General features: G+C 36.4%; 16 protein-coding genes and 1 pseudogene. All 17 read right to left on the bottom strand.

What is annotated here, in order from left to right:
• Nucleotides 1-98 precede the first annotated feature (98 nt).
• A complete protein-coding gene (locus ACFSFY_RS06975; protein WP_381536685.1) occupies nt 99-3,158 on the bottom strand; it encodes a hybrid sensor histidine kinase/response regulator in 3,060 nt (1,019 codons plus the stop codon).
• A 100-nt stretch (nt 3,159-3,258) separates the two neighbouring features.
• A complete protein-coding gene (locus ACFSFY_RS06970) occupies nt 3,259-4,188 on the bottom strand; it encodes a diguanylate cyclase domain-containing protein (RefSeq protein ID WP_381536586.1) in 930 nt (309 codons plus the stop codon).
• 158 nt (nt 4,189-4,346) lie between these two features.
• Nucleotides 4,347-9,947, bottom strand: coding sequence for a collagen binding domain-containing protein (locus ACFSFY_RS06965; RefSeq protein WP_381536584.1), 5,601 nt, complete (start codon nt 9,945-9,947; stop codon nt 4,347-4,349).
• Nucleotides 9,948-10,062: 115 nt separating this feature from the next.
• Nucleotides 10,063-10,737, bottom strand: coding sequence for a class D sortase (locus ACFSFY_RS06960; protein ID WP_381536583.1), 675 nt, complete (start codon nt 10,735-10,737; stop codon nt 10,063-10,065).
• Between the two features lie 124 nt (nt 10,738-10,861).
• A complete protein-coding gene (locus ACFSFY_RS06955; protein ID WP_381536582.1) occupies nt 10,862-11,608 on the bottom strand; it encodes an amino acid ABC transporter ATP-binding protein in 747 nt (248 codons plus the stop codon).
• Nucleotides 11,609-11,622: 14 nt separating this feature from the next.
• Nucleotides 11,623-12,282: an amino acid ABC transporter permease gene (locus ACFSFY_RS06950; protein WP_381536580.1), complete on the bottom strand. Its 660-nt coding sequence runs from the start codon at nt 12,280-12,282 to the stop codon at nt 11,623-11,625.
• A 72-nt stretch (nt 12,283-12,354) separates the two neighbouring features.
• The gene (locus ACFSFY_RS06945; RefSeq protein ID WP_381536578.1) at nt 12,355-13,131 is read right to left on the bottom strand and encodes an amino acid ABC transporter substrate-binding protein; all 777 of its coding nucleotides are present in this window, start codon (nt 13,129-13,131) and stop codon (nt 12,355-12,357) included.
• 166 nt (nt 13,132-13,297) lie between these two features.
• Complete coding sequence (gene cyoE / locus ACFSFY_RS06940; RefSeq protein WP_381536576.1) at nt 13,298-14,215, bottom strand: heme o synthase; 918 nt, start codon at nt 14,213-14,215, stop codon at nt 13,298-13,300.
• Nucleotides 14,216-14,440: 225 nt separating this feature from the next.
• A pseudogene (dacB, locus tag ACFSFY_RS06935) lies at nt 14,441-15,895 on the bottom strand (D-alanyl-D-alanine carboxypeptidase/D-alanyl-D-alanine endopeptidase).
• 265 nt (nt 15,896-16,160) lie between these two features.
• Entirely contained in the window at nt 16,161-17,201 is a 1,041-nt protein-coding gene (gene mnmH / locus ACFSFY_RS06930; RefSeq protein ID WP_381536574.1) for a tRNA 2-selenouridine(34) synthase MnmH, read from the bottom strand.
• A 31-nt stretch (nt 17,202-17,232) separates the two neighbouring features.
• A complete protein-coding gene (gene selD, locus ACFSFY_RS06925; RefSeq protein ID WP_381536572.1) occupies nt 17,233-18,282 on the bottom strand; it encodes a selenide, water dikinase SelD in 1,050 nt (349 codons plus the stop codon).
• Between the two features lie 145 nt (nt 18,283-18,427).
• The gene (locus tag ACFSFY_RS06920) at nt 18,428-19,522 is read right to left on the bottom strand and encodes a C40 family peptidase (protein WP_381536570.1); all 1,095 of its coding nucleotides are present in this window, start codon (nt 19,520-19,522) and stop codon (nt 18,428-18,430) included.
• Nucleotides 19,523-19,710: 188 nt separating this feature from the next.
• Entirely contained in the window at nt 19,711-20,616 is a 906-nt protein-coding gene (locus ACFSFY_RS06915) for a stalk domain-containing protein (protein WP_381536568.1), read from the bottom strand.
• A gap of 128 nt (nt 20,617-20,744) precedes the next feature.
• A complete protein-coding gene (locus tag ACFSFY_RS06910) occupies nt 20,745-21,683 on the bottom strand; it encodes an MBL fold metallo-hydrolase (RefSeq protein ID WP_381536566.1) in 939 nt (312 codons plus the stop codon).
• A 155-nt stretch (nt 21,684-21,838) separates the two neighbouring features.
• The gene (locus ACFSFY_RS06905) at nt 21,839-23,248 is read right to left on the bottom strand and encodes a SpoVR family protein (RefSeq protein ID WP_381536564.1); all 1,410 of its coding nucleotides are present in this window, start codon (nt 23,246-23,248) and stop codon (nt 21,839-21,841) included.
• Nucleotides 23,245-24,414 carry a sporulation protein YhbH gene (gene yhbH / locus ACFSFY_RS06900; RefSeq protein ID WP_381536561.1) on the bottom strand — a complete coding sequence of 390 codons (1,170 nt, stop codon included), beginning with the start codon at nt 24,412-24,414 and terminating at the stop codon, nt 23,245-23,247. The genes ACFSFY_RS06905 and yhbH overlap by 4 nt, the downstream gene beginning before the upstream one ends.
• A 117-nt stretch (nt 24,415-24,531) precedes the next feature.
• On the bottom strand, nt 24,532-26,427 hold the full coding sequence (locus tag ACFSFY_RS06895) for a PrkA family serine protein kinase (protein ID WP_381536559.1): 1,896 nt from the start codon (nt 26,425-26,427) through the stop codon (nt 24,532-24,534).
• Between the last annotated feature and the right edge of the window lie 45 nt (nt 26,428-26,472).

Below are 26,472 nucleotides of genomic sequence, written 5' to 3'. Positions count from 1 at the left end.
TGTTCATTCATTCCTTTACTTATCAACAGTACAATAGAGCAAATGCAGTTTCTTTGAAGAAAAGTCAATAGATATTTTGTCCATTGTCTTTCCACATTTTAGAGATGACCTTTTGGAATATTAAATCGAACGGATACTCCTTTATTGAGAGAGCTAGTTATTATTAGCCCTTTCCCATAGAGACGTATAAGTCTTTTATGTGTATTCAACAATCCAATTCCTCTTTCACTATCAACATTTGTCGTTAGCAGATCCTTCAACTTCTCTTGAGCTATCCCAACACCGTTGTCCACTACTGATATTTCTATTGATTCCACGTGATTGACAATCCGGATGGTTATAATTCCGCCTTCAGGTCGTTTTAAAACGCCATGCCTAATAGCATTCTCGACAATTGTTTGGATAGAAAGTGGTGGTATTTCTATCATTGGAATCGCATCAAAATCCCAATCAATAACTAAACGTTCCCCAAATCTCTGCTGTTCAATGTATAAATAAGATTGAACGAGCTTTATTTCATCTTTTAAAGGTATTACTTGATTTAAATTCTGTGTAGTAAAACTAGATGCCAAGTAAGTTCCAAAGTTATCCAAAAGCTCCGTCATCCTTGGAGGGTCTATTTCACTCAAAGCCGCAATTGTATTTAAAGTATTGAATAAGAAATGTGGTTGTATTTGGGCTTGCAACCAAGCCGCTTCCATTCTTACGCGTTCATTTATAGATTCTCTAATATTCGTAAGTGCCTCAACCCGCATAGTTAGTTCCATCTTCTCTATTGGCTTTCTAACGTAATCATTTGCGCCTGAGGAAAAACCCGTTTGAAGATCCTCCAATTGACTACGCGCAGTCAAAAGTAATATAGGCAATTCGGAAAGGGTAAATCTTTCTCTAATCTTTTGCGTAAGTTCATATCCTGACATATTTGGCATCATAACGTCAGAGATAACGAGATCCCAATTACCTTTATCCAATAAAAACAATGCATCCTTTCCACTTGTACACGTAAAGACTTCGTATTTTTCGGCTTTTAAAATACGTTCGACAATTGCTAAATTTAGCGGATTATCATCAACAACAAGCACGCGTAATCTTTCAACATTCAAGTTCCTACGTAAGGCCCTTTCTGCTATATCTATCATTGGAACAACCGCAGCGTCCGTTTGTAGATTGCTCTCTTTTACTTCACTTGTACCAACTGGAAGTGTAAATGTGAATGTTGAACCCATTCCCTTTCTGGACTTTACAGACAATACTCCCCCATGAAGTTTTACCAACTGATCACAAATACTTAGCCCTAGTCCAATCCCTCCAGAAATAGACGTTATTCCCGAATCTACTTGTTCATATGGCTTAAAAATAGTGTCCTGAGTTTCATCATCTATCCCGATCCCATTATCAATAATATGAATTACCGCCCATTTTTTCTTCACCTCAGCAGTAACCACTATTTCACCTTCATTCGTAAATTTCACCGCATTGTGTAGTATGTTAAAGATAATTTGGAATAAACGATTTTCATCTGCTATAACTTTTGGAAATGTATTTGATATTTCATTTACAAATACAATATTTTTACCTTCTTTCATAAACTGCAACATATCAAATACTCCATTAACTACTGATATCAATTGCACTTCAGTTGTTTTCAATACAATTCCGTTGTCTTTCAGTTTTGAAATATCTAGAAGATCATTCAAAGTCATTGACATTCGTCTGCCAATTGTAAGAAGCAACTGCAAATCGTTCTTCCCTTCATTTGATAATTTATCCTTTTCAGATTCCAAAATGGTTTGTGAGATATTCAGAATCCCATGAAGTGGATTTCTTAGTTCATGGGATGTGTTTGCTAGAAAGTCATCTTTCCTTTTAATTTCTTTTTGCAGCTTTAAAGATAGCTTTTCACTTTCTTTAGTTGTATAAATAAATTCATTAAACCAATATATAGCAAAGAAAAATACTGCAAACATAATTTCAAAAGGATAATATGAAAAAGATGTAAGCTTATTCGTTTTAATAGAACCCCAAATAATACTCGACGCTATACTAATGGTTGCCAGAAGAAAATATATGATACTCGCTTTACTGCTTATCATTATTTTATATATATTGATTGAAATTAGAATAGGTATCAAACGCATAAATATTGGAAACAACACTGTTGTAATTTCATTTATTTCTAAAATAAAACTTGCGATTAACAAGACATATGAAATAGATAGAATTTTGTACGTGTAAGATAGCCACTTTCGGCCCTCAACATATTGATGTAGGACACCTTTAAAAAATTGCAAAACGAAAAATACTCCACTTGCGTATGTAATATAAACTAGTTTAAACCACAGGCTAAAACCAATTGAAGGCAATAAATATAAAATTAATTTATCGTCATCCAATAAAATAGATGCTGCAGCAAAAAAGAAAGCGCTCGATAAGTAGAGCATTTCTATTTTTCTAGTACTTAAAAAAAATATAATTAAACTATAAAAACAATGCAGCAACAATATTGTTGCAATAATAATTTGGAATAAGTATCCAATGAGTTGGGCTTTGTTTACGGATGAAACCTTTCCAAATTTAATCGATTTTACAATACCACCAGAACGAGAAGAATCGAAGTTAGATACATGAATTATTAAATCGATTTCTTTTGTTTTCCCATCTATTGTTACGCTAATTGGTCGAAAGTCTTGAATGGATCTGTCAGCCCTTTCTGCCACTCTACCTTGTTCCGCTACCTTCCTTCCGTTAATAAATATAGTTGAACTCGATCTAATTTCTTTAAAATAGAAGCTGTAAGCTTCTTCCTGATTCTCATCCAATACTATTTTCAATCGATAAGTCCCATACCCAAATGGTGATTGTTCTTCGTTCGCAAGTTTTCCTTCCCAATTTTCTGGAACATTTATTAATGTATTGTTTTGAGATATCAGCGGAATCTCTATTTTTTTAGGATCAATTATTTGATTTTGATAAAATAGCCATTCACCGTCTAATGACAAAACGGTATCATCATTTAAATCTATGCCTTGGAGATTTAATACTCCTTCTTTTGCATGTGGGTATTCGTAAGTAGAATTAAAGTGAAACCAAGAAATCCGAAGACTTAATAGAATTAGTAAATATATGCCGATTACGACAATCACATTTTTCTTTTTCATAATCAATTATGTTCGCCATCCTAATCTGAAAAACCTTCTTATTATTTGTAATTATGTGGACTTTCCAACTCTTACGATGGCTATCCCTCCTTCCAGATAATTAAGGAATCAGCGACGTCTTGAATGAACTATACCTATTTCCACCTTTTGATTTCGAATGATACATTGCAATATCCGCTAAATTGACAAGCATTGTCCCATCTGTACAATCATCAGGATACATGCTCGTACCTATGCTGACGCTCACTTTAATTTCATTTGTCCCAATATAAAATGTGTTCGTAAACACATTAAAAATGGATAGAATATGTTTTTCCATCATGTGAACATCCTCAATTAGCACAATAAATTCATCTCCACTTAAATGAAACACGTTTCTATTTAAGGATGGTATTATTTTCAGACGATTACCGACCTCCTGCAATAGTAAATCTCCTACAGAATGGCTATACGTATCATTTACTCGTTTAAATTCATTAATGTCCATATACAAAACTGCCATTTTTCTATGCATTCGATTTGACCTCGTTATCATAGACTCTATTGCATTGTTTAACATTCTTCGATTTGGTAAGTTTGTTAACTCATCATGATGAGCGATGTATTTCCACTTTGCATACATCTTTTGCTCAGTAATATCTGTTGAAATAGATAAGTATCCTATAATTTCACGTTTATTATTCTGAATCGGGACAAAAGAAGATCGAAGCCAGATTACACGGCCGTCTTTCGCTCTCATACATAGGTCGCTCGACCATTGTTCTCCCGCATCAAGACAAGCCCACTTGGCCTTCCAGAACTCTTCAGAGTGATAGCCCGAATGCAAGAGCGAATAATCTTGCATGTGGATTTCTAATAGAGAATAGTTAAAAGTACTTGAGAAGGATTCGTTAACATCTATCAATTGACCTTTAGAATTTATTGTTATAAGAATAGAAGTTTGATTCAACAACTTTTTCACAGTCTTTAATATCCCAAAAGGTATACAGTTCGTTTCCATGCCTTTTGAATTACTCAGTGAGTCTGACATTGTTTTTTCACTCCTTACATTACATAACAGATTTCACAATACACTTTGCTATCTCTAATTATAGACAATCACTCTTACAGTCTTCTTACAAAATACTTTAATAAAAAAAGCAAACTACATATTGCGTAGTTTGCCTTTTACAATTTCAATAATATTTCTTAAAGATTCAACTTTTTTCTACGTGAATTGTTTAAACCGAATACTAACCATAGGCCTAGTATGATAAGCATCATTCCAGCTGCCATCGGGATGACAGGGAATGCTTCACCTGTTTGCGGTAATTTAGGTCCGCTGTTCAGGTTTAGGTTCGGATTTTTCGATCCTGTAGTACCTGTTGATGAACCTGGTTTACTAGATCCAGTTCCTGCGTTTGGTCCTGTTGGTTTAGTAGGAGTACCTGGTCCGCTTGGTGTTCCTGGAGTATTTGAATCACCAGAGTTATCACCTGGTTTTTCTTCGCCCGGTTTACCGGATTCTGTTGGCTTGCCTGAATCTTCTTCATCTGGTTTACCGGGTTCTGTTGGCTTGCTCGGATCTTCTTCACCTGGCTTACCTGGCTCTGTCGGTTTGTCTGAATCTTCTTCACCCGGTTTATCGGGTTCTGATGGCTTGCCTGGTTCTTCTTCACCTGGCTTATCTGGCTCTGTCGGTTTGTTTGGATTTTCTTCCCCCGGTTTACCGGGTTCTGATGGCTTGCCTGAATCTTCTTCACCTGGTTTACCGGGCTCTGTTGGTTTGCCGGGTTCTTTTTCACCTGGCTTATCAGGTTCTGTTGGTTTATCGGGTTCACCTGGATTTACTGGCGGTGTTCCTGGAGTACCTGCTATAAATGTAACTTCACAAGAATCAGTAGCAATTATTTCTGCAACTAAATCATGTTTAATATATACTCTATATTTACCACCTATAAGAACATTTGAGATTGTTGCAATTCCATCATTATTTGTAGTAACTATTGCAATTGTAGTATTTGTAATATCTTTAACAATAAGTAATGTGTTCGGTCTATCTAGAATTGTAATCATAAAGAAATCACACACTTTTACCTCCAAATCCACAACTGCAGAACACTCACCTACATCAAAGGACACTGTAATTGTTCCTACAACGCTACCATTTATATCTTGCGCAGTGTAGATTCCTTCTGGTAAATCTTCTTTTGTGAATTCAATTTTTCCGTTAGCATTTGTCTTTCCGGTCGCTACTGTAGTACCAGAGACATCTTTCAAGATTAATGCTACATCGGCTTGTACTATTTCGCCTGATTCTTTTACTGTGATCGTGAATGCATCACATGCATTAGGCGTTGACGTTAGGTTAAATTCAGCTTCGCAATTTCCATCATAAGAAACAGTGATTGAACCGATTTTGTTACCATCTTCGTCATGTACTGTGTATTCACCATCAGGTAGATTTGATTCTTCAAATTCAATTACGCCGTCTTTGTTCGTCATACCTGTTGTAACTATTTTGTCGTCTTTGTTTTTAACTGTAAGAACTACGTCTTTGTCGACTGCCTTGCCGTTTTCTTTTACTGTAACTGTGAATACGTCACATGTTTTTGTGTCTGCTATCATGTTTACAGCAGCCTGACACTCATCTTTTGTTTGATCATATTCATAAGACACAGTTATTTTACCAGCTTCATTGCCGTCTTTATCGTACGCTGTATATTTGCCCTCAGGTAAATCACCTTTCGCAAACACAATATTACCTTCCGAATCTGTAGTTCCCTTCGCAATTTCAGTATCGCCTGACTTTATTACAAGTTCAACATCTGCACCTGCAATCACATCATTTTGCTTCACTATGATTGTAAACAAGTCACAAGTCGGAGCCGGAGTTGGTGGAATTGGTTTAGGTTTCACTATTGCTTCACATGTGTCTTTTACCGTGAATGAATTAATTAGTTTTGTTCCTTCATAAACTCTGTACGTTCCCTTTTCAATTACATAAGGGAATGTAATTTGACCTGTTGCATTTGTTTTGAATGTTGTAGTTGGTTTTCCGTCTGAATCTATACCTTCTACTTCATTACCATTGTGGTCCTTTATGGTAACCTTTTCAATATTTGCGCGTGGTTTATTGCTGCTGTTGTTTATTGTTAGAGTGAAATTAGGACATACTGTTAATGGGACTACCTCACCTATACAATTTGCATCCGCATTCTTATCATAATTGACTTGTATATCACCTAAATCTATTGGTGTTCCTTCAATATCTATAGTAACAGCATATACTCCAGCTTTGACTTTTTCAGGATCTAAAGTAATTTCTCCATTTGCTCCTGTATTTCCAGTGTCATTAGAGTCTATTACCTTATCTGTTACTTTATTTGTCAATGTAACACTTTTTCCTGCCGTTACGGGCTTACCGTCAAGACCTCTTATTGTTAATGTAAATAAAGGACAGAGATTTGTCATGTCTACGTCTTCAATATTTTCTACAGGAATTAATTTTCCAACTCTCGACGTATCTGTTGCAGCGTTCAATAGGACATTAAAATTTTCAAGTATTTTATAACCTGTTGGAGTTACTTTTTCCTTAATTGTATAATTTCCGTAACGAATTTTTTTAAACTCAACCATACCTTGTAAGTTAGTTGTTGCTTCGTCAAGTTTTATATTCCCTTTTTTGTTCCAACGCTCAAATACAATACCATCGAAATTACCTGTTTTTCCTGTTAACGGGTTTATTTTCACTTTATGAAGTGTAAATGAACCCATTGTAGATGTAATATCAGTATCCGATGTATTAAAGTTAAACACTATCGGTAATCCACCTGCATCAGTTTTTACATCAGAATTTGCTCCAGTGAAATTTATTGAAGCAGTATTTGAAAATTTATCACCAGATCCTCCAAGAAAGAACGTTTTGTATTCAATTTGATAACCCTTTTGATCAAAATTACCTAGTTCTATGCTAAAACTACCATCTTCATTATCTTTAATATCTTCTGATGGTATCGGTATTTTTATATCACTAATTGTAAAACCTCCATCTATACTACGTAAGATTTCCCGTTTTATAAATGTATCTTTTAACAGCATCTGATTTGCAGATGGTTTATCTGTTAATGTGATGTTACCTAGTATTGAATGAGATTTATTAATATTTACTTTCCATGTAATAGTTTCATCTTCTGCATTTGTTGTTGCCGATTTATCAATTAATTCATTTGCAAATCGGATTTTACCTTTTGCTTCAAAAGGATAATCTTTTCCATCAATAGTAAATAAGGCATTATTTACATACTCATTGGATTTTTTTGTGTTTCCATCTACATTTCCAATGACTGTATCTGAATCTTTCGTTTGATATTTGATGATATATGCTTGCTTTTTAGCACCGTCAGGTAAGCCACTAAAATTGATTGTAAATTTTTGAACTGTTGAATCTTCGCTTAATGTCCAACCGCTTTCCTTGGTTAACTCGGTTCCGCTTTCACCTATGTCATTATCATCATTTAAATTTAAAAGATAAACTTTGATTTCTTCTAACTTAACAACTTCATGACCACTGCCAACTGTATCAACAACTTTTGCACCATTAATGTTTTGTTTTGAGATGTTAACAGCGAGTTCCCAGTTAAATACTTGGTTTACATGATCAAATCCGTATGTTCTAATGTTATCTAAACTCTTGTATCCGTTTTTACCCATTGGTGTGTCAACTGGTTTGTACAATGCTGACTTTACTATCTCGTTACCGGTAGAAGATGCACCATCCCATGTGATAGTGGCTGTATTACCATATTCATATGTTGCGCCAGATGAATCAACGTCCATTCGAGTTTTGTATATTACTGTGATAGATGTGCCTACCGGGATTGGGTTTTTGAATTCTAGTTTATATCCTAATCTAGCATCTGTAATCGTTTCTGTTACTTCAGAGTTATTTGAAATTGCAAAATACTTATCACCTGGCATTCCCTTTATTAATGTTTGTCGGCTGTCACCACCGGTTAATTGGAATACATCATCTATAACTAGCTTTTTCATTTCTTTATCAGCATTGATTGTTAACGTCCAAGTGATTGTAGAATCGCCTGCACCGTGGTTAACTACTTTACTTTTGGTAAAGATGTTTTCTGTTAAAGGTAGTTCCTTCTCTGCAGGAGTAATATTTGGACTTGTGACTGTGTTTATCACTTTTGTTCCTTTTATAATAAATTCACTTGTTGATTCTGTCGTGTATATTATTTTAAAAGCTTGGCCATTTTCGGCATCAGCACCGAAGTTAATGTCAAGCTTTTTACCCGAAGAAGTAGATGCTGGATTGTAGTAACTTGTTACTTCCACTAAATCTCCAATCTCTTCACCATTAATATCAACATTAACTGTATAAATTTTTATTGTACTATTATCAACTATAGCATGTGCACCCACAATAGTATCTGAAATTGTCGCTTTACCATTATCAATAGGAGCACCTAAATAATTGTATTTTATTTCCCAGTTTGCTTTGTATTTAGTGCTACCATCTAGAAGTTCTTTAGATAATGGCGTTCCATATGTGATTTTTACGGTATCACTACCAGTATCCAATATTCCCCCATTATTATAAAACTCTGCAGTATTCGAAAACTGTTCTTTGTCCTTCGTTATGTTTCGAACAATTTTTGTGCGGAAAGATAGTTCATAAGCAAATCGTCCATTATCTAAGGTTACTGGAAAATTTGGTACTGAAGTTTTTGTTGGTGTAACTTCGTTACCTAGACCATTTAAACCTACTGGAATTTTTTTTATTGAAATTGAACCTTCCAGCTCATAATCAGCATCATTTAAAGCATCACGGACTTCTGCGTCTATCAAATCAGCGCCTTCATGATTCACATTAATTTTCCAGTCAATATACTTTTCTCCATTTTCTGAACTTGCAACACCACTTTTGGACATTTTTGCTCCTAGCGTTTTAGGCTTAAATACTAAATTTAAAGAAATATCTTCACTGCCTTCAATTGGTATAATAATTTCTTGCTCAAAATCATCATTATTTAAATGTCCAGAAAATTCCGCTCCGAAGTTGAACGTAATTGTTAATGGTTGCTCTTTTTCAAGTTCATCATCAAATTGTACTGTTACTTTTCCGTTTCCATCTGTTGTATATGAATATTTATTAATTGCTCCATCGGGACTATTACCAGATAAAGCACCGTCATTGAAGACGATCAATGCACGTGGTAACTGGAATGTAAAGTAAGAACCAGCACCATAATCTCCATCAGGAATAATATCAAATTTGTAGGATACTGTTGTATCTGTTCCAAGAGTAGGCAACTCATAAACATCACCATCTTTAGCTACCAAATCATTCCCTATTTTTAATCCAACAAAGCTCATAGTAACCCCTGTTGCTATTTCTTCATTCCTATTTAGTAAGGATTGATCAGTTTTTTCGTGCTCAAAATCTTCAGGATTTAAGTTTGCTTCACCGCCATCTGAATCCACGTTTGCTTCACTGCCATCTGAATCCGCGTTTACTTCACTGCCATCTGAATCCACGTTTACTTCACTGCCATCTGAATCTACGTTTACTTCACTTCCATCTGAATCCGCGTTTACTTCACTGCCATCTGAATCCACGTTTACTTCACTGCCATCTGAATCCACGTTTACTTCACTGCTATCTGAATCCACGTTTGCAGAATTACTTTCAGTTATGGAAGTATCTGCACTAGCACTAACCATCCCTATCGGCCCCAACACCGACTGGCTAATAAGTAATAGCATAATTAAAAAAATGTTAAATTTCTTCATAATTTCCTCCTTGTTTTGTCTTAAATTCACACGGCCTTTCTTGATGTACTGCCATATACCTTCCTCCTCATTCATAATGTTCATCTATATAAATTCATATAAATAATAAAGTTGGTTATTTCTTGAGTTTGGCTTGCACAATTAACCTGTCTGGTGGGTTTCGACTGCCGAGTGGTGTGCATGTGACGAGTGTAATGAGTGGTTCTGCTGAATCGTCTAGAACCGAAACATCTGATTGATGGACTACGAAGGAATCCACTATAACGAAATCCAGTACACCATCTTCTGTTATCACTTGAATTTCATCATCTACTGCCAATTCTCCTAAACGATTGAACTGTTTCCCTTTTGCCACAGCACGATGTCCAGCTAGGCCTATGTTGTTGACACCAAATTTCTTATCGGGTTCAATCATGCCGATTCCTTTTGTTAACTCGGTAACACTTGTCCCTTCAAAAACAACCATTTCCAAATCAATTTTGTCGATGGATAAAATTCCACGCGCTCCATCCATTAACGGATTTTCCTCATCCGGAGATTTCGAATATTCTTCCACTTGAATCAGATCTTCATAGTTTGTGGAAAGCCTTTCCAACTCATCTGTATTACCAAGTTGCTGAAAGCTTTCAACTAACTTCTGTTGATCATTGTGGTGAATTCTTTTTTCAATTTCCGGGTAGGAAACAATCGTCAAACCGCAAATTATGAGTAACACACCTATCCATTTACGAATTTCGACTCCCCCCTCAAAACTAGTACTCTCAAAGTCTCTATATCCACACCTAATCATATATTTCAGCTCTTACTGAACGCTTTACATCCTCTTACAAAACGCTTACACTTTTAATTTTCTACAAAAAAATACCCCGCTTAGAAACAATTCAAGATTGTCTCTAGCAGGGTATTTCGATTATTTATTTTAAACTGCGATTTAAAAAGGCTTTCGTTCGGTCTAATTGAGGATTTGTAAGTAAGTCAACGGGATGACCTGTTTCGACGATTTCACCATTGTCCATGAATATCGCACGATTGGCGACTTCTTTTGCAAAATCCATTTCATGTGTAACGACAATCATCGTCATGTCTTCCCTAGCCAAGTCTTTCATCACTTGCAATACTTCTCCAGTAAGTTCAGGGTCTAAAGCGGAAGTAGGTTCGTCGAATAACAGGATTTCAGGGCTCATCATTAATGCTCTACCGATTGCAACCCGTTGTTTTTGTCCCCCCGACAATTTGGACGGATAGACTTTTGCTTTATCCGACAAACCAACTTTCTCCAATAGCTCTTTACTTCTCTGCTTAATCACTTCTAAACTCTCTTTCTTAATTAACCTCGGTGCCAGTTCTAGATTTTCCAAAACAGTTAAATGAGGGAAAAGATCGAAATGTTGAAAGACCATGCCCATCTTTGCAGTGATTTTTTTAAGTTCTTGCGGCTTTGAATAAACCCCGTCTTTTACTAAATAATCATCCGAGATGCGAATGCTTCCTCCGTTTATATCTTCTAAATGTACTAAACTGCGCAGCATTGTGCTTTTCCCAGAGCCGGATGGCCCAATGATTGCGATGACGTCATTTTTATTAACTTCAAATGTAATATCTCTAAGTACTTCGAGTTGTCCAAATGATTTCTTGAGATTTGTTACTTCAACGAGTGCCAAAGTGAGTGCCCCTTTCAGTCGTAGTTAAACCTTCGTTCTAACCATTTAAAGAATAGTGTTAACGATAGAGTAATTGCTAAATATAGAATTCCTGCAATAAAGAACGGAACGATTGTAAAGTCTCGATTCACTGCCGTCTGGGCAAAGTGCAACAACTCTGGGACAGCAACCGCGTAGAGCAGTGCAGTGTCCTTCACAAGCGTCACAGACTCATTTGCCACGGCTGGAAGTGCGATACGAAACATTTGAGGTAAAATAACTTTTGTTGTTGTTTGAAATTTATTTAGACCAAGTACTTTAGAAGCTTCATATTGACCTTTGTCAATCGCTAGAAGTCCGCCTCTGAAAATTTCCGCGAAATACGCAGCATAGTTTAAAATGAAACCTAAACATGCAGCGACAAAACGATCTAAAACTAAGTATTCACCAATAACCGGAATGAGTGGCAATCCAAAAACAATAAATAATAATTGCAGTAATAAAGGTGTACCGCGCATTAAATAAATATAGCCGTGTCCGAATAACGATAACGGTTTGAAGCTACTGCGGACAGCAAGTGTAAGCAAGAAGCCAAGCGGAATGGATGCAACAATGGCAATCAAAAATAAAATAACTGTCAGCTGCGCTCCTTCAAGCATGGGTTTCATTATTGAGATGATATAGTCTAAGGACATTAAAAGATTCCTCCAAAAACAAAACAGGGTTTCCCAAGGAAATCCTGTTTGCTTCTTATTTGTTGGGTCGTTTTATTTTAATACTTTGTTTTCACCAAACCACTTGATTGAGATTTCTTCAGCAGTTCCGTCTTCATTCATTTTATCCAAGGCAGCTTGAAGTTTCTCAAGCAATTCCTCATTTCCTTTTTTCACGCCAATTCCGTATTCTTCAGGTGCTAACTCATCGCCAATCACTTTAAATATATCCTGTTCTTGGGCCATATAGTAATCGATAACGACTTCGTCAATTACGACAGCATCTACACGACCAATTTTCAAGTCTGTAAGTGCTAATACATTATCCGCATATTCGGAAATGGATTTAATTTTAGAGTGGATAGGATTCGCAGCTAGGGCATCTGAAGCTGATGACAATGCTTGCAATCCAACAATTTTACCGTCTAAATCATCTAAAGCCTCAATTGCTGAGTCCGTTAACGTCGCAACAACTTGTGCATTGCTTAAATATGGTTTTGTGAATAGAACCTTTTCTTTACGATCATCCGTAATTGTATACCCGTTCCAAATTAAATCGATTCGACCACTACTCAGTTCTGTTTCTTTTGTTTTCCAATCGATTGGCTGAAACTTCACCGTCATTCCCATATTCTCTGCTGCAGCTATTGCGTATTCAATATCAAAGCCCGTCAGTTCATTATCCTTATCACGGAACCCCATTGGTGCGAATTTATCATCTACACCAATAATCAATTCATCGTTTTTATCCGTGCTTCCTGATTTCGAACATCCCATTAGAAGGACAGAAAACGCCGTCATTATTAATAGTAGTGTCGTTAGTTTTTTCATATTCTATTAAACCTCTTCCCTATTTCAATAATTTACTTTAGCACGTTAATGCGTTAACACTTAATAAGATAACATGATTTGAACACAATTCATAGTATTTTATTATAAAAAATAAAAAGACAACGGAATCTACCGTCGTCTTAAGATGTACATATGTTGTTTTCCTTTAATTGAAAAAAGGAAGGGTTGCTATAAACATCATTATAAAGAGAATTGCTAAGTAATTTACAGAATACAGAAAGTTGATCTGCGCCCATTTAAAATCATCTTTTATATATGAACTGCTCACACTGACAACGAACCAACCGAGATTTAGGACTGTTGCCACAATCACAAAGGTCATGCCAAGTGAACTTAAGTAAAATGGCCACGGCAGTAAACAAATGATATACACGGCCATTTGTCGCTTAGTCATATCGAAGCCATACACTACTGGCAGCATAGCGACATCCGCAACTCGATATTCTTCACTCTTCTTCATCGCAATTGCAAATGTATGTGGGATTTGCCATATAAACAATATGATAAATAAAACGATAGGAACAATATGCATTGCTGGCGCAATCGCCGCCCATCCAATTAAGGGTGTCACAGCTCCGGAAACACTACCAATTACTGTGTTAAGTGTATAGCGCCGCTTTGACCACATTGTATATAAAATTACATAGGTGAACCAACCAATAAATCCATAAATCGCTGCTTCTACCGTGGTGAACAGTAAAAGGACAAAACCAATAATCGAAAGTGCTATGCCTAGAATTAAAACGGTTTTAAGAGATATTCTTCCTGTAACCGTAGGACGCTGTTGTGTGCGGGTCATTACCGTATCTATATCGACATCGTACCAATTATTTAGAACAAGAGCACCCGCCATAAGTACCGTACTTCCAATCATCGTTAAAAAGAACATATCCAGATGTTCGCTAAACGCTGCATTTGTAAAGTGAAGCGCCAACCAATAACCTACAAAAACAGGGAGCACGTTTGCGATTAATACGAGCCCTTTAAAAAGTGATTTAATATCTGCAATCACCCTCGAAATACTTCTATCTTTTTCCACAGAAGGAATCACTTCCGTAATCATTTAATATCTTCCCCTTAAAAATCATTTAAACGAGTTCATTTTAATTATTCTTCATCATTATTAATAATACCATTTAGTTTCAATTAAATTAAAGACTTTCGACCTTAATTTAAACAAGTAGCTGCTTATTGTTCTCAGAAAGGACATATCTTCTGGATATTTCCTCATACTAAAAAGGGTACAACAGAACTAAACTGTCATACCCCTCTATTATTATTGAAGAATTTACTTCGAAGAATTAACAATTGCTGTTGCGATACGGTCAATAACTGGAACCGTACTTTTTTTAGTATTCTCTGTTAAGATACTGAATATCAACGTTTCTCCGTCTTTTGCCGTTGCATAACCGGCTAAAGAACTAACATTATCCAAACTGCCTGTCTTGGCGTAAACCTTCCCTTTTACCGCCGGAGTTTTCAAACGGTTTCTAAGAGTCCCTCCAACAAATCGATCGTAGCCACCCGATATTGGAATACCATGTAAAAACGAATGATACCATGGGGCAGATCGAACAAGAAATAGAAGTTCTGTCAGTTGTGCAGAGGATATTTTATTTGACCCCGACATTCCTGAAGCATCTTCAAACAGCCATTTATCAATATCCAATCCAACAGATTCACCGTAATCACGCATTACTTTTAGTCCGGCATTCCAACTGCCCTCTCCGTAAATAACTTTCCCCATCGTTTTCGCCAATATTTCAGCGTGTGTATTGTTACTCAATTTCATAAATGGTTTCATTAAACTTTTTAAGTTCATGGAGTTTTTTGTCGCTATAACATCAGCAGTTTCTGGCGTCTTTCCACGAACAACTTTTGATGAAGAGACGAATCTAATGCCTTTTTCCGCCAATGATTTTTTAAATACATCCAGTGCATAATTTGTTGGATCCGAAACTGTAATCCATTCTTTTTTACCAGAAGTGCCAATCGGAGAATTCCCCGTTATTAAAATAGTATTTGTTCCGTATTGACGCGTTATTTTCAATGTGTTCTTATTGCCTTTTGCAACTGTTCTCGACCGATTTGAAATTTGTACGGCTCCTGTAGCTGGAGTCAATGAAACATTTGTAATTTTGCCTGGAACTGTAGGCTTTGCGGAAACAATAACTGTTCCAGCATCGTAATCTGCATTCGGAGATACCGTCAATGCAGAAATCTGCGCTGCATAATAATAAGGTTCATCTCTTTTTTCAATACTTGGTGATAAACGAACTGCATCGAAATAAGTATCATCTCCAACCAAGTTACCTGAAATTTGTTTAATTCCCAGCTTAGATATCTGTGTGGCAAAGTTATCAAAATCCTTTTTTAGTAAAGTGGGATCGCCCTGCCCCCTGAGATACAAATTGCCTTGCAAAGTCCTGTTCTCAACGGGTCCATCTACAAGTAGGTCTGTAGTAAATCTAAATCATTCACCTAATGTTTCTAGTGCTGCTGCAGAAGTAAGTAGTTTCAACGTTGAAGCAGGTGTAATTCCTTTATCTCCATTATGTTGATAAACAATTTCTCCTGAAGACGCTTTACGAACGACAACACTATTATTTGAATTTTTCATTCTACTGTCTGTCATTATTTGATTGATTGATTTATTGATTTCCGAATACTGAACTGCAGCTTGGATTGTTTGTTGTTCAGGTGTTGAGAAAAGTACTGTTCCAGAAAATAATGAGACACTCATTAATATCAATGCAATTTTCTTCTTGATCAAGCTGATATTCCTCCTTGTGAAAAAGTTCTGATAACTCTAGCATAACATGCGGATAAGACTAGTAACATACTAAATCTCGATAGGTTATAAAGTTATTTAGAGTTTATAGTCTTTTGACACTTTGGATGAATAAATTATCAGCTTTTGAACGCAAAAAACACCACTTAAAATATAAGTGATGCGTGAATCCTACTATAGAGTATTTCACACAGTTTCTGCATAACTTCGCAACATTTTAGTTCTTTACTAGATTCTCGATTGTGTCGACTACTTTTTGATAGGCATCATCCACATCTACTGCGTCGATATGGATTTTCTGGTCTTCAGCATATTGATTGCTGGAATGCTTGTACTTCGGATCATAGTAAAACTCGAGTAAAAGCTTTGTTGCAGAAGCGAAATCACCGTTGTCCAAATCAGACTCAATTTGTTGAGCAACAGGTGTGTGAATATGCTTTTTAATGAGTTGAAAGGCTTCTTTAAAAGGCATAGAAGACTCCCATGGTTTATAATCATCCAAAATAATTGGCACTCTTGCTTCTATAGGAATATGGATAAATAGTTGCTTTCCCTTTTCTTTTTTATCATTTAAAAACTCCGGTAAACTCACTTTCCCAATGCGTCTACTCTCACCTTCGATGAAAACAAAAGGTTCGTTTTTATAGCGTGTAACTTCATTCAAAAGTAGGGAATCGAACTTTTTTTGGTTGCTCGGTTCAAGGCCGATTTGACCAAATATTGAGCCCCTATGGCCAGCCATTCCTTCTAAATCAATAACAGGGTACCCCTCTTCATACAGTTTCTTTAAAATAATTGTCTTTCCTGAACCTGTATATCCATTGAGTACAACTAACTTCGGCAAAAACTTCTTGTCCTCCAGTTCATGAACAACCCACTGTCTATACGAACGGATTCCTCCATTTAAACGTTTTGCGTGGATCCCCATTAAATCGAGCACTGTCGCAGCCGTTTTACTGCGCATTCCCCCGCGCCAGCAAAAAACGGTAATTGGAGTTTTTATTTTATTAAAAGTGGCTATAAAAGTAGGGAGCTTTTCGGAAAAAATCTCGAGTCCTCTTACTTTGGCTTCGTCTGCACCTACTTGTTTATAAATAGTTCCAACTTCGGCGCGTTCTTCATCATTAAATACAGGTATATTGATGCTTCCTGGTATGGTTGACTCTTTAAACTCTCTAGGTGAACGCACATCTACTAACGTGTGCTCGCCTTTACTCTGTACTTCTAGTAAATCGGTTAATGAAATATCTCGAAACATTTTTTCACCTTCTAGGTTGATTTTGATCCTATTACAGTACTTGAATTCTTCCTTTTTGCTCTTCCGTTACTTTACCAATGATATGTGCATCGACACCTTTGTCGCGCAACTCTTTTAGCATTTCATCCGCTTCATCATGTGTAATAGAGATGAGCAATCCACCAGAAGTGACGGCATCGCATAAAATCCATTTATCAATTTGATCTAATGTCTCTGCATAATCTACAACGTCTGCAATATGTGCAAAGTTATTTTTCGTTCCTCCAGGTACAGATCCCGCTTTGGCAAGTTCTTTCACACGTGGTAGGAGAGGTACTTTATTGAAATTGATTTGGATACCAACTCCACTTCCTTTTGCCATTTCAGAAGCATGACCCAGAAGCCCGAAACCTGTAACGTCCGTAGCAGCGTGAACATCATACGTTGCCATAACTTCAGCAGCCGCTTTATTGAGTGTCTTCATTACTTTTGTTACATTTTGTATTTCTTCTTCAGTTAACAAGTTGTGTTTGAGTGATGTCGTAGAAATACCTACACCAATTGGCTTCGTCAAAATTAATTGGTCTCCCGGTTGTGCCCCCGAATTGGTTCTAATTTTATCGGGATGAACAATACCCGTTACAGCAAGACCGAATTTCGGCTCGTTGTCATCGATTGAATGTCCGCCAACCAGAGTAACACCCGCTTCAATAAGCTTGTCTCCAGCACCTCTTAAAATATCTGCAAGAATCTCTTTATCTAACGTAGCAATCGGAAATGCAACAATATTTAACGCCGTTATCGGTGTTCCGCCCATTGCATATACATCGCTAATCGCATTCGTTGCTGCAATTTGACCGAAATCATATGGATCATCAACAATTGGTGTGAAAAAGTCTAATGTTTGGACAATCGCTGTCGTTTCATTAATTTGGTATACTCCTGCGTCGTCGCTTGTATCTAAACCTACGAGTAAATTGGGGTCTTTTTTAGTTTGCGGCAACATACGTAAAACAGCTTCCAAATCTGCAGGGCCTATTTTACAACCACAACCCCCTTTTATTGTTAATGATGTTAGTTTAATTGCTTCCTTTTTGATCATACTCACTCGTCCTTTCAAAAACATGTATGTCTTTAATTTTAACACAGAAATAATAGCAACCATCACTCTGCCCACTCAGACAATACAAAATAAAGGCATCCCATTAGGAAACAATTCTTAATTGTTTCAAACAGGACACCTCTGTTTATTTCAAATATCTTCTGGCACCTGAAAACTCAGATTTAAATTGAGCAAGGTCGATGGACACAATTTCAACAGTCTTTTTCGGATTTGGTGAATGAATCATTAGCCCTTCTCCAATATACATACTCACATGATGGACATTGCCCTTCCCTTTATCGTGAGAATAGAACATTAAGTCCCCAGGTTTTAAGTCCGCAATAGAAACAGCAGTTCCACTCGTTGCTTGAACTGTCGAATCTCTCGGAAGTGTAATTCCGTGCTGTTTATAAACCGAGTATGTGAAGCCAGAACAGTCGTATCCAAAACCAGAAGTCCCAGCCCACAAATAAGGGAGACCTAAAAACTCTTTAGCGGTATTGACAATATCATTTTCAGTTGGTTTTGGAACTTCTGCTCCACTTGCGACTATTTTCACGTCTGATTTTCGAATGAATTTCACACCGTCTACAGGAGTTTGAACATGCAAAAGCTCTTTATCTTCTTCGATAATCGGTAAAGTTGTATTGAAACTGACATCTATAAAATGTTCTTTTAAAGTTCGATCACTATACATCTCAATTGAAGGCTCACTTACGATTGCAACCTTACACTCTGCGTAGTTCTGACTCATTTGTGCAATATGATTCTTCGGCACCCAACCAGGATAGCCTGTTTTGTTTTTCGGAGTGTACTGATCTTTCACAGCGATTTCGTACCACTCTCCGCTCTTGCTGAGAATTGTAACTTCCTGCCCGTACAATGCTTGTGTTTCAATTTTTCCGACAAGCCACTGTTTTTCTGGAAGGGTCATCACTTCCGTCCACTCTTTCATATTCGATACTGAAGAAGTTGCATACGAATCTACTTCCCGGTCTTGATTAGGTTCTTTCCACAACGTAGTCACTGGAACATTTATAGAGTACGTTTCCCTTTCTAATGGACTATAGCAAGGAAGCTCCGTTTTCGTATCCAGGCCGGATGTACTAATTAGTTCATCATCAACCAATGAGGTATTTACTGAAGGGACAACTTCATTTACCGACTTTACAAAAACCATTCTGATTCCAATAACTACAATAAGAAGAACCACTAGAACAGATATAAGTCTTTTCAACACTTTGCCCCCCCTTTTCTCAATCTATCATTATCTATAAACTTACAGGTTTTCAAAAGCCCTGTATAGTGCAATTAAAATCTAAGCAATACCTGCTCTTTGTAAATAACATATAAAAAAACTTGAAACGTCTGCAGTTACTCGCAGTTTACTCGTTTCAAGCTCACTTTATTCTACGTACTCAATTTGTTTTATTTCTCCAGTAATAAATCTAAAAACGCAATAGGTACATACGTCTTTTTATCTTTTAATTCAGGTGCGATTTCAAATTTACCAATGCTTTTATTAAAACCGTATACTACTTTTCCACGATTGATCATAAAAGAACGATTTTCTTTAGTAATGAGTGCACCCGAAACTCTTGCTTGTGCTTCTACGTGGTAACCTAATTTTTCCGCAACTTTGCGTAGAGGAATCATTTTTACACCGTTCTTCACGTAATGATCCGCTTCGATAATCTCCTGTGCTAAGACCATTTCTTCAGTTACGTAATCCAAAGCTATGATTTTAGATGGTGAAGTCTGAGGTGGAATGCTACGTGTTGTTGCTGAATAGAAAACGGCTAATTCTTTGTTGTGGAGATCCGCTTCCTCTATTGTCTCACCTTTTTGGTTCAAAAGAATTGTGTCTTCACCAATATTCAATTTCAATTCATTATCCAAACTTAGAAATACGTCATCGAATTTTGCTATTTTCACTTCGCCCACTATGTCACCTTTTAAAACAACTATTTCTGGTGTTACTTGTGCAGGGTAAATTAAAATCATCGGCTTAATTTTATCATAGTAAGCTTCGACTATCGAACCTTTTTTGAATTCATCCTTTTTCATTTGTTCAGTTGTGTCACTATTAAGAAGGAGAGCATCATCCGTAATGCTTAAAACCATAATTAAATCATCTTCATTTACAACTGTAACCATATTTCCTTTTTCAGATGTTTCAATTTCTTGAATTACTCCAGTAAACTTCATATAATTCGTCGTATCTTTCTCCACCTCTGAAATTACTGTTGTACGTTCCTCGGCAAATGTCATTGTACTCCCAACTACACCGCCTGTTAATAATGTTAATAACGCAATTGCACCAATTCTCTTCATAGAATCACTCCTTTTCAAATTCGGTATTCACACCATTTGACGGACCAAATTGGTAAAAGTTACACTTATTTATTTATTATTAAAAAGCGAGCAACTTACATGAAAATCAATCGGTGATTTTTCTATATTTATAAAAAATAAATCCATTCGCCATTTCGCAATTCCCTCTGGCACTCGCCCTTGTGACGCAAGTATTCAAGATGTGCTAATGTTTCACCTACCGCAAAGCGTATTTCATGAATTGTGAGCTCAAACTGAAATAATTCTTGATACACATCATAAATAGAAGATGGCTTTCCAAGTGCAGCCAACGTTTGTTCCAGACGTTGCCCGTGATGAAGTATAATTTCATCGATGCGATGATTCGCGCCGTGAAAAGGTTTCCCATGAGATGGAATTACGTAGTCTATATTCAAGCTTTTCAAATCATTAATTGATGAAAGATAGGATTTTAATGGGTTATCGTCTCCGTGATACCAATACGATATATTTGGTGTGATTCTAGGTAATATATGATCTGCCGATAGAAGCACATTTTTTTCTTTATTGTAAAAACAAACCATTCCATCTGAATGCCCTGGAGCAAAAATGATTTCATATTCGTAACGACCAATTACTACTTTTTCGCCTTCGACAAAATAGTGATTTACGACCGGCAGTGGATAGACTAAAGGTTTAAAATCTATATTGTTTTTCACCATCTGATTTGCAATTTCATCTGGAATTCCTGAGGCTGAGTAATACTTATGTAGGCCACTTAAAAAGTCATCATTCCATGCCGTCTTTCCAGCATCCGAATCAATCTTAGACATCCATACCTCGGCTCCTGTTTTATGTTGAAGTGTTCCAGAATGGCCGTAATGATCTGGGTGATAATGCGTAATAAAAATGTCTTTGATTTCACGTTGTTGAATGTTTTCAGCCCACATTTTACTTGTGTACTCATTATTTAATCCCGTATCAATGATTGTCCATCCATCTTCACCTTCTGCCATAAAACAATTGACATGATTCAAACGAAAAGGTAAATCTACTTTTATTGGTATAATCCCTAAATGTTCAATCATACAAACCCTCCTATAATTAAATATAACACCCCCATTATACACAGAAGATTAGAACTAATGCATGGTAAACCAACAAAAACTACCAACTTAAAAGACGAGTCAAGCGTCTTTTAAGCTGGTAGTTTGAAAACAAAATGTACATTTTTTTATTTGAATTAAAGGAAGCGCCGTGATATTTTGTTTCCACCATAAGAATACACGATTTGTTTTTTGTCTACATTTGTTTCCAAATGGACAATTCGTCCCCATAATTGATGGATATAGGGCAATACATTTTCTAAATATTGAACATCCAGTTCTGTTTCCTCATAATTATGGACTAAATAGAGTTCACCGTTACGGATATAATCTCCATCATCAACTACAATATAAGGAAAACCGCCGTTAACTCTCATAGAAACCAGCTGATTTCTTACACTTTCACACTCTTTGTTCGTAATTTGATAATCTTTCCCTTTTTTTTCAAACAGATATAAATCTTCTTTTTTCACTAATTCCTTCGTTAAATAGTTCCGAATAAATGAGGTATCTGACTCGATTTCTCGAACTTCAAAAATCTTTTCTCTTCCTGAATTCGATTTTACTCCGTACTGTTTCATTTCTTCTGTCGGATGATTATATCTTTTTTCAATGTCCTCAAAAATTTTCAAACCAAGATAGTAAGGGTTAATGGACGTTTTTGATGGTTGAACAACGTCGGCATTTAACTTTGAAAACTCAATAGATTCTTCTGTTGTCAAATCCATTTCTCTTAATATTCGTTGATGCCAAAAAGAAGCCCAACCTTCATTCATTATTTTAGTTTCAAGTTGTGGCCAAAAGTAGAGCATTTCTTCTCGCATCATTGTTAATATATCTCTTTGCCAATCTTCCAATTCGCTACTGTGTTCTTGTATAAAAAGTAGAAGATCTTTTTCAGGTTGTCGAGGTGTTTTTTTTCGCAGTGGAAGCAGTCGTTGTTCTATTGAAGCTTCCTTATTATTTATGTTCCAAAGATCATCGTATTCTGTTTTTCGTTCAACAAGTTCTTCTTCTGTATCATCATTCGAGTTGGAATGTTGTTTATCTCTTAAAATGGATGGGTCGATATGTTCCTGGATTGCGATTACTGCATCTAAAAACCTTTCCACTTCGAGCTGACCGTAGATCATTTCATATTGTGCAATACGCTCAGCAGTGGCAGTCATACTTTCCACCATATCTCTTCTTGTGGTGGAAAACCGTACATTATTTTTAAAGAAATCACAGTGGGCAAGAACATGAGCAATAATTAGTTTGTTTTGAATAAGACTATTTGTATCTAGTAAAAAGGCATAACACGGATTCGAATTAATAACGAGCTCATAAATCTGGCTTAGTCCTAAGTCATATTGAAGCTTCATTTTATGAAATTGCTTTCCAAAACTCCAATGAGTATAACGGGTCGGCATGCCATAAGCCCCGAATGTATAAATAATATCTGCAGGACAAATTTCATAACGCATTGGGTAAAAGTCTAGACCAAACCCAGTTGCAATTTCTGTGATTTCATCAACAGCATTAAAAAGTTCTTTTAAATTTGTCATTCGAAACCCTCCAAGCGCTTTTGGAAAAAGCTTTTCAATGCAAAATAAATATCCCGATTTTCTTTTAAAATATAATGGCGAAACTTTGGATGTTCAATCTTTTTATATGAAGACATTAATGTTGAATATCGGTTATATGCATTCACTTCTCCATAACCAAACATATTAGAAACCGCCATAATCTCATCAACAAGTTTCATACATTTTTCATTGTCAGATGTCATGTTTTCTCCATCCGAAAAATGGAATGGGTAAATATTATATTGTATGGGATTATACTTTTCATCAATAAGTTCTAACGCTTTTGCATACACAGACGAACAGCGCGTTCCTCCACTTTCTCCTTTTGAAAAAAAGTCTTCTTCAGTAACTACTTTCGCTTCAGTATGGTGTGCAATAAATTCAATTTCCACCGTTTTATATTTAGAGCGTAAAAAACGTGTCATCCAGAAAAAGAAACTTCTCGCAATATACTTTTCAAATGTACCCATGGAACCACTTGTATCCATCATCGCAAGGACAATTGCCTTGGATTCTGGTCTTTCAATGTCATTCCATGTTTTAAAACGCAGATCATCATTGTGTATCGGCATAATCTCCGCTTTACCCTTTATTGCATTTCTTTTAATTGCCGTTAATATTGTACGTTTTTTATCAACATTACCGATAAGCCCTTGTTTACGAATGTCATTAAAATCTATTTTATCAATTATGCTATCAGCTGCTTCTTTTTGCTTTAAATCCGGTAATTCAAGTTCTTTGAATAACGCTTCTTCTACTTCAGCTAGAGAAACTTCCGCTTCAAAATAATCTTTACCCGGCTGATCTCCAGCTTCTTTCCCCTTACCAGGTGCGGCTTTCCCCCCTGGGCTGCCGTCACTCGCAACAACATCCCCGACCTTACTATCTCCATCGCCTTGACCTACATGCTTCGATTTATCTGAGTTATAACGGATTTTATACTCATCCAGCGAACGAATGGGGATTTTTATAACATCCTTTCCATTCGTCATAATTATACTTTCCTCGCTAATTAAATCCGGTAAGTTATTGTGAATAGCTTCCTTCACTTTGTCCATATGACGAAGCTGATCTTGGTAGCCTTTCCGATGGAGGGACCAATTTTCCTGGGAGACGACAAAACTGTCCTTTTGATGTTTGTTCATTTTCATCCCACCTATCCAATTTGTTTCATCATATGCGAAGGGATACAAGTTATTGCATTAACAGTAGGTAAAAAAAAACAAGACTAATTCTCGATTAGCCTTGTTTTTTTGTTTCGATTAACGATTCAAAAGACTTCCAACATACCTTAGTAATTCATTAGCTGATATTGAATTATAGCCGTATTCATCAATCAGACTTGCAACGACATCGTTGATTTTCTTAAGCTGTGATTCATCTGGAGTTTGTGAAGAAGTTGTAATTTTAACAATATCTTTTAAATCCGCGAACAGTTTCTTTTCAACAGCTTCTCTTAAACGCGCATGAGATTTGTAGTTAAAGCGAGTGCCTTTTCTTGCATAGGCTGATAAACGAATTAAAATTTCTTCTCGAAAAGCTCTCTTCGCATTTTCTGACACACCTATTTGTTCTTCAATTGAACGCATGAGTTTCTCATCAGGGTTCATTTCTTCACCTGTCAAAGGATCCCTCAAACGATTTTTGTTGCAAAAAGCTTCCACATTATCAAGGTAGTTGTCTACAAGTGTTTTTGCCGACTCCTCATATGAATAAACAAACGCTTTTTGCACTTCTTTTTTAGCAATTTCATCGTATTCTTTTCGGGCAATTGAAATGTAATTCATATACTTTTCACGGTCTTCTTTGGAAATCGATGCATGCTGGTCCAATCCATCTTTAAGTGAACGCAGCACATCAAGTGCATTAATTGAAGGAACTTCTTTTCGAATCATGGCAGATGAAATTCGATTGATGACATATCGTGGGTCAATGCCACTCATACCTTCGTTTGGAAATTCCTTCTTTAACTCTCCAACGTCTACACGATTAAAACCTTCAACACTTTCCCCGTCATACAATCTCATTTTCTTAACAATATCGATTCCTTGTTTTTTTGAGATTTCAAGTCTCGTCATAATTGAAAAGATGGCCGCCACTTTTAAGGCATGAGGCGCAATATGAATATGCGACATATCACTCTCATTGATCATTTTTTCATAAATCCGTTGTTCTTGATGCACTTTCAAATTGTATGGAATGGGCATGACGATAATTCTAGAATGAAGTGCCTCATTCTTCTTATTGGAAATGAAGGAACGATATTCCGTTTCATTTGTATGAGCAATAATTAACTCGTCTGCACTAATTAAAGCAAATCGGCCTGCTTTGAAATTCCCTTCTTGCGTTAAAGACAATAAATGCCATAAAAACTTTTCATCTAATTTAAGCATTTCTTGGAATTCCATTAATCCTCTGTTTGCTTTGTTCAGTTCCCCATCAAAACGATAAGCACGCGGATCGGATTCAGAACCGAATTCAGCAATTGTTGAAAAGTCGATGCTCCCTGTTAAATCGGCTATATCTTGTGATTTTGGGTCTGAAGGTGTAAATGTACCGATACCTACTCGTTTGTCCTCCGAAAAAAAGATTCTTTTTACGAGTACATCTTCAATTTGACCGTTGTATTCTTTTTCAAGTCTCATTGTATTTAATGGCGATAATGTACCTTCTAAGCGAACTCCATATTCTTCAAAAAAGTCATCGTATAAGTTCTGTGGAATTAAATGAAGCGGGTCTTCATGCATTGGACATCCCTTTATTGCATAAACCGCACCTTCGTCTGTTCTTGAATACTTTTCAAGGCCACGTTTGAGCAATGTAACAATTGTTGATTTCCCCCCACTTACTGGACCCATTAATAATAAGATTCGTTTACGTACATCAAGTCTTTTAGCGGCAGGGTGAAAGTATTCTTCCACAAGCCTTTGAATGGCATCTTCAAGTCCAAAAATTTCTTCACCAAAGAAATGATAGAGTTTGTTTTCATCTCTTTCAGTTAGCCCAGAGCTTTTGATCATATTATAGACACGTGAATGTGCTGTTTGGGCGACTTCTTTTCGTTCTTTGACAATTGCCAAGTACTCAGCAAATGTACCTTCCCACTGTAGTCTGTCTTCTTCTTCTCGGAAGTTTTTAACTTTCCTTAATATGTCCAATTCTATCCCTCCATCTAGGGCATGGTTTTTATATAGTATGCTTGG

The organism is Sporosarcina siberiensis (genome assembly GCF_042681925.1).
GTDB lineage: Bacteria > Bacillota > Bacilli > Bacillales_A > Planococcaceae > Sporosarcina > Sporosarcina siberiensis.
This window is presented reverse-complemented; position numbering and strand designations above follow the sequence as displayed.

Coding starts and splice junctions, on each gene's coding strand:
- ACFSFY_RS06975 (WP_381536685.1), bottom strand. CDS start 3,158: ATGAAAAAGAAAAATGTGATTGTCGTAATCGGCATATATTTACTAATT.
- ACFSFY_RS06970 (WP_381536586.1), bottom strand. CDS start 4,188: ATGTCAGACTCACTGAGTAATTCAAAAGGCATGGAAACGAACTGTATA.
- ACFSFY_RS06965 (WP_381536584.1), bottom strand. CDS start 9,947: ATGAAGAAATTTAACATTTTTTTAATTATGCTATTACTTATTAGCCAG.
- ACFSFY_RS06960 (WP_381536583.1), bottom strand. CDS start 10,737: ATGATTAGGTGTGGATATAGAGACTTTGAGAGTACTAGTTTTGAGGGG.
- ACFSFY_RS06950 (WP_381536580.1), bottom strand. CDS start 12,282: ATGTCCTTAGACTATATCATCTCAATAATGAAACCCATGCTTGAAGGA.
- ACFSFY_RS06945 (WP_381536578.1), bottom strand. CDS start 13,131: ATGAAAAAACTAACGACACTACTATTAATAATGACGGCGTTTTCTGTC.
- cyoE (WP_381536576.1), bottom strand. CDS start 14,215: ATGATTACGGAAGTGATTCCTTCTGTGGAAAAAGATAGAAGTATTTCG.
- mnmH (WP_381536574.1), bottom strand. CDS start 17,201: ATGTTTCGAGATATTTCATTAACCGATTTACTAGAAGTACAGAGTAAA.
- selD (WP_381536572.1), bottom strand. CDS start 18,282: ATGATCAAAAAGGAAGCAATTAAACTAACATCATTAACAATAAAAGGG.
- ACFSFY_RS06915 (WP_381536568.1), bottom strand. CDS start 20,616: ATGAAGAGAATTGGTGCAATTGCGTTATTAACATTATTAACAGGCGGT.
- ACFSFY_RS06910 (WP_381536566.1), bottom strand. CDS start 21,683: ATGATTGAACATTTAGGGATTATACCAATAAAAGTAGATTTACCTTTT.
- ACFSFY_RS06905 (WP_381536564.1), bottom strand. CDS start 23,248: ATGACAAATTTAAAAGAACTTTTTAATGCTGTTGATGAAATCACAGAA.
- yhbH (WP_381536561.1), bottom strand. CDS start 24,414: ATGAACAAACATCAAAAGGACAGTTTTGTCGTCTCCCAGGAAAATTGG.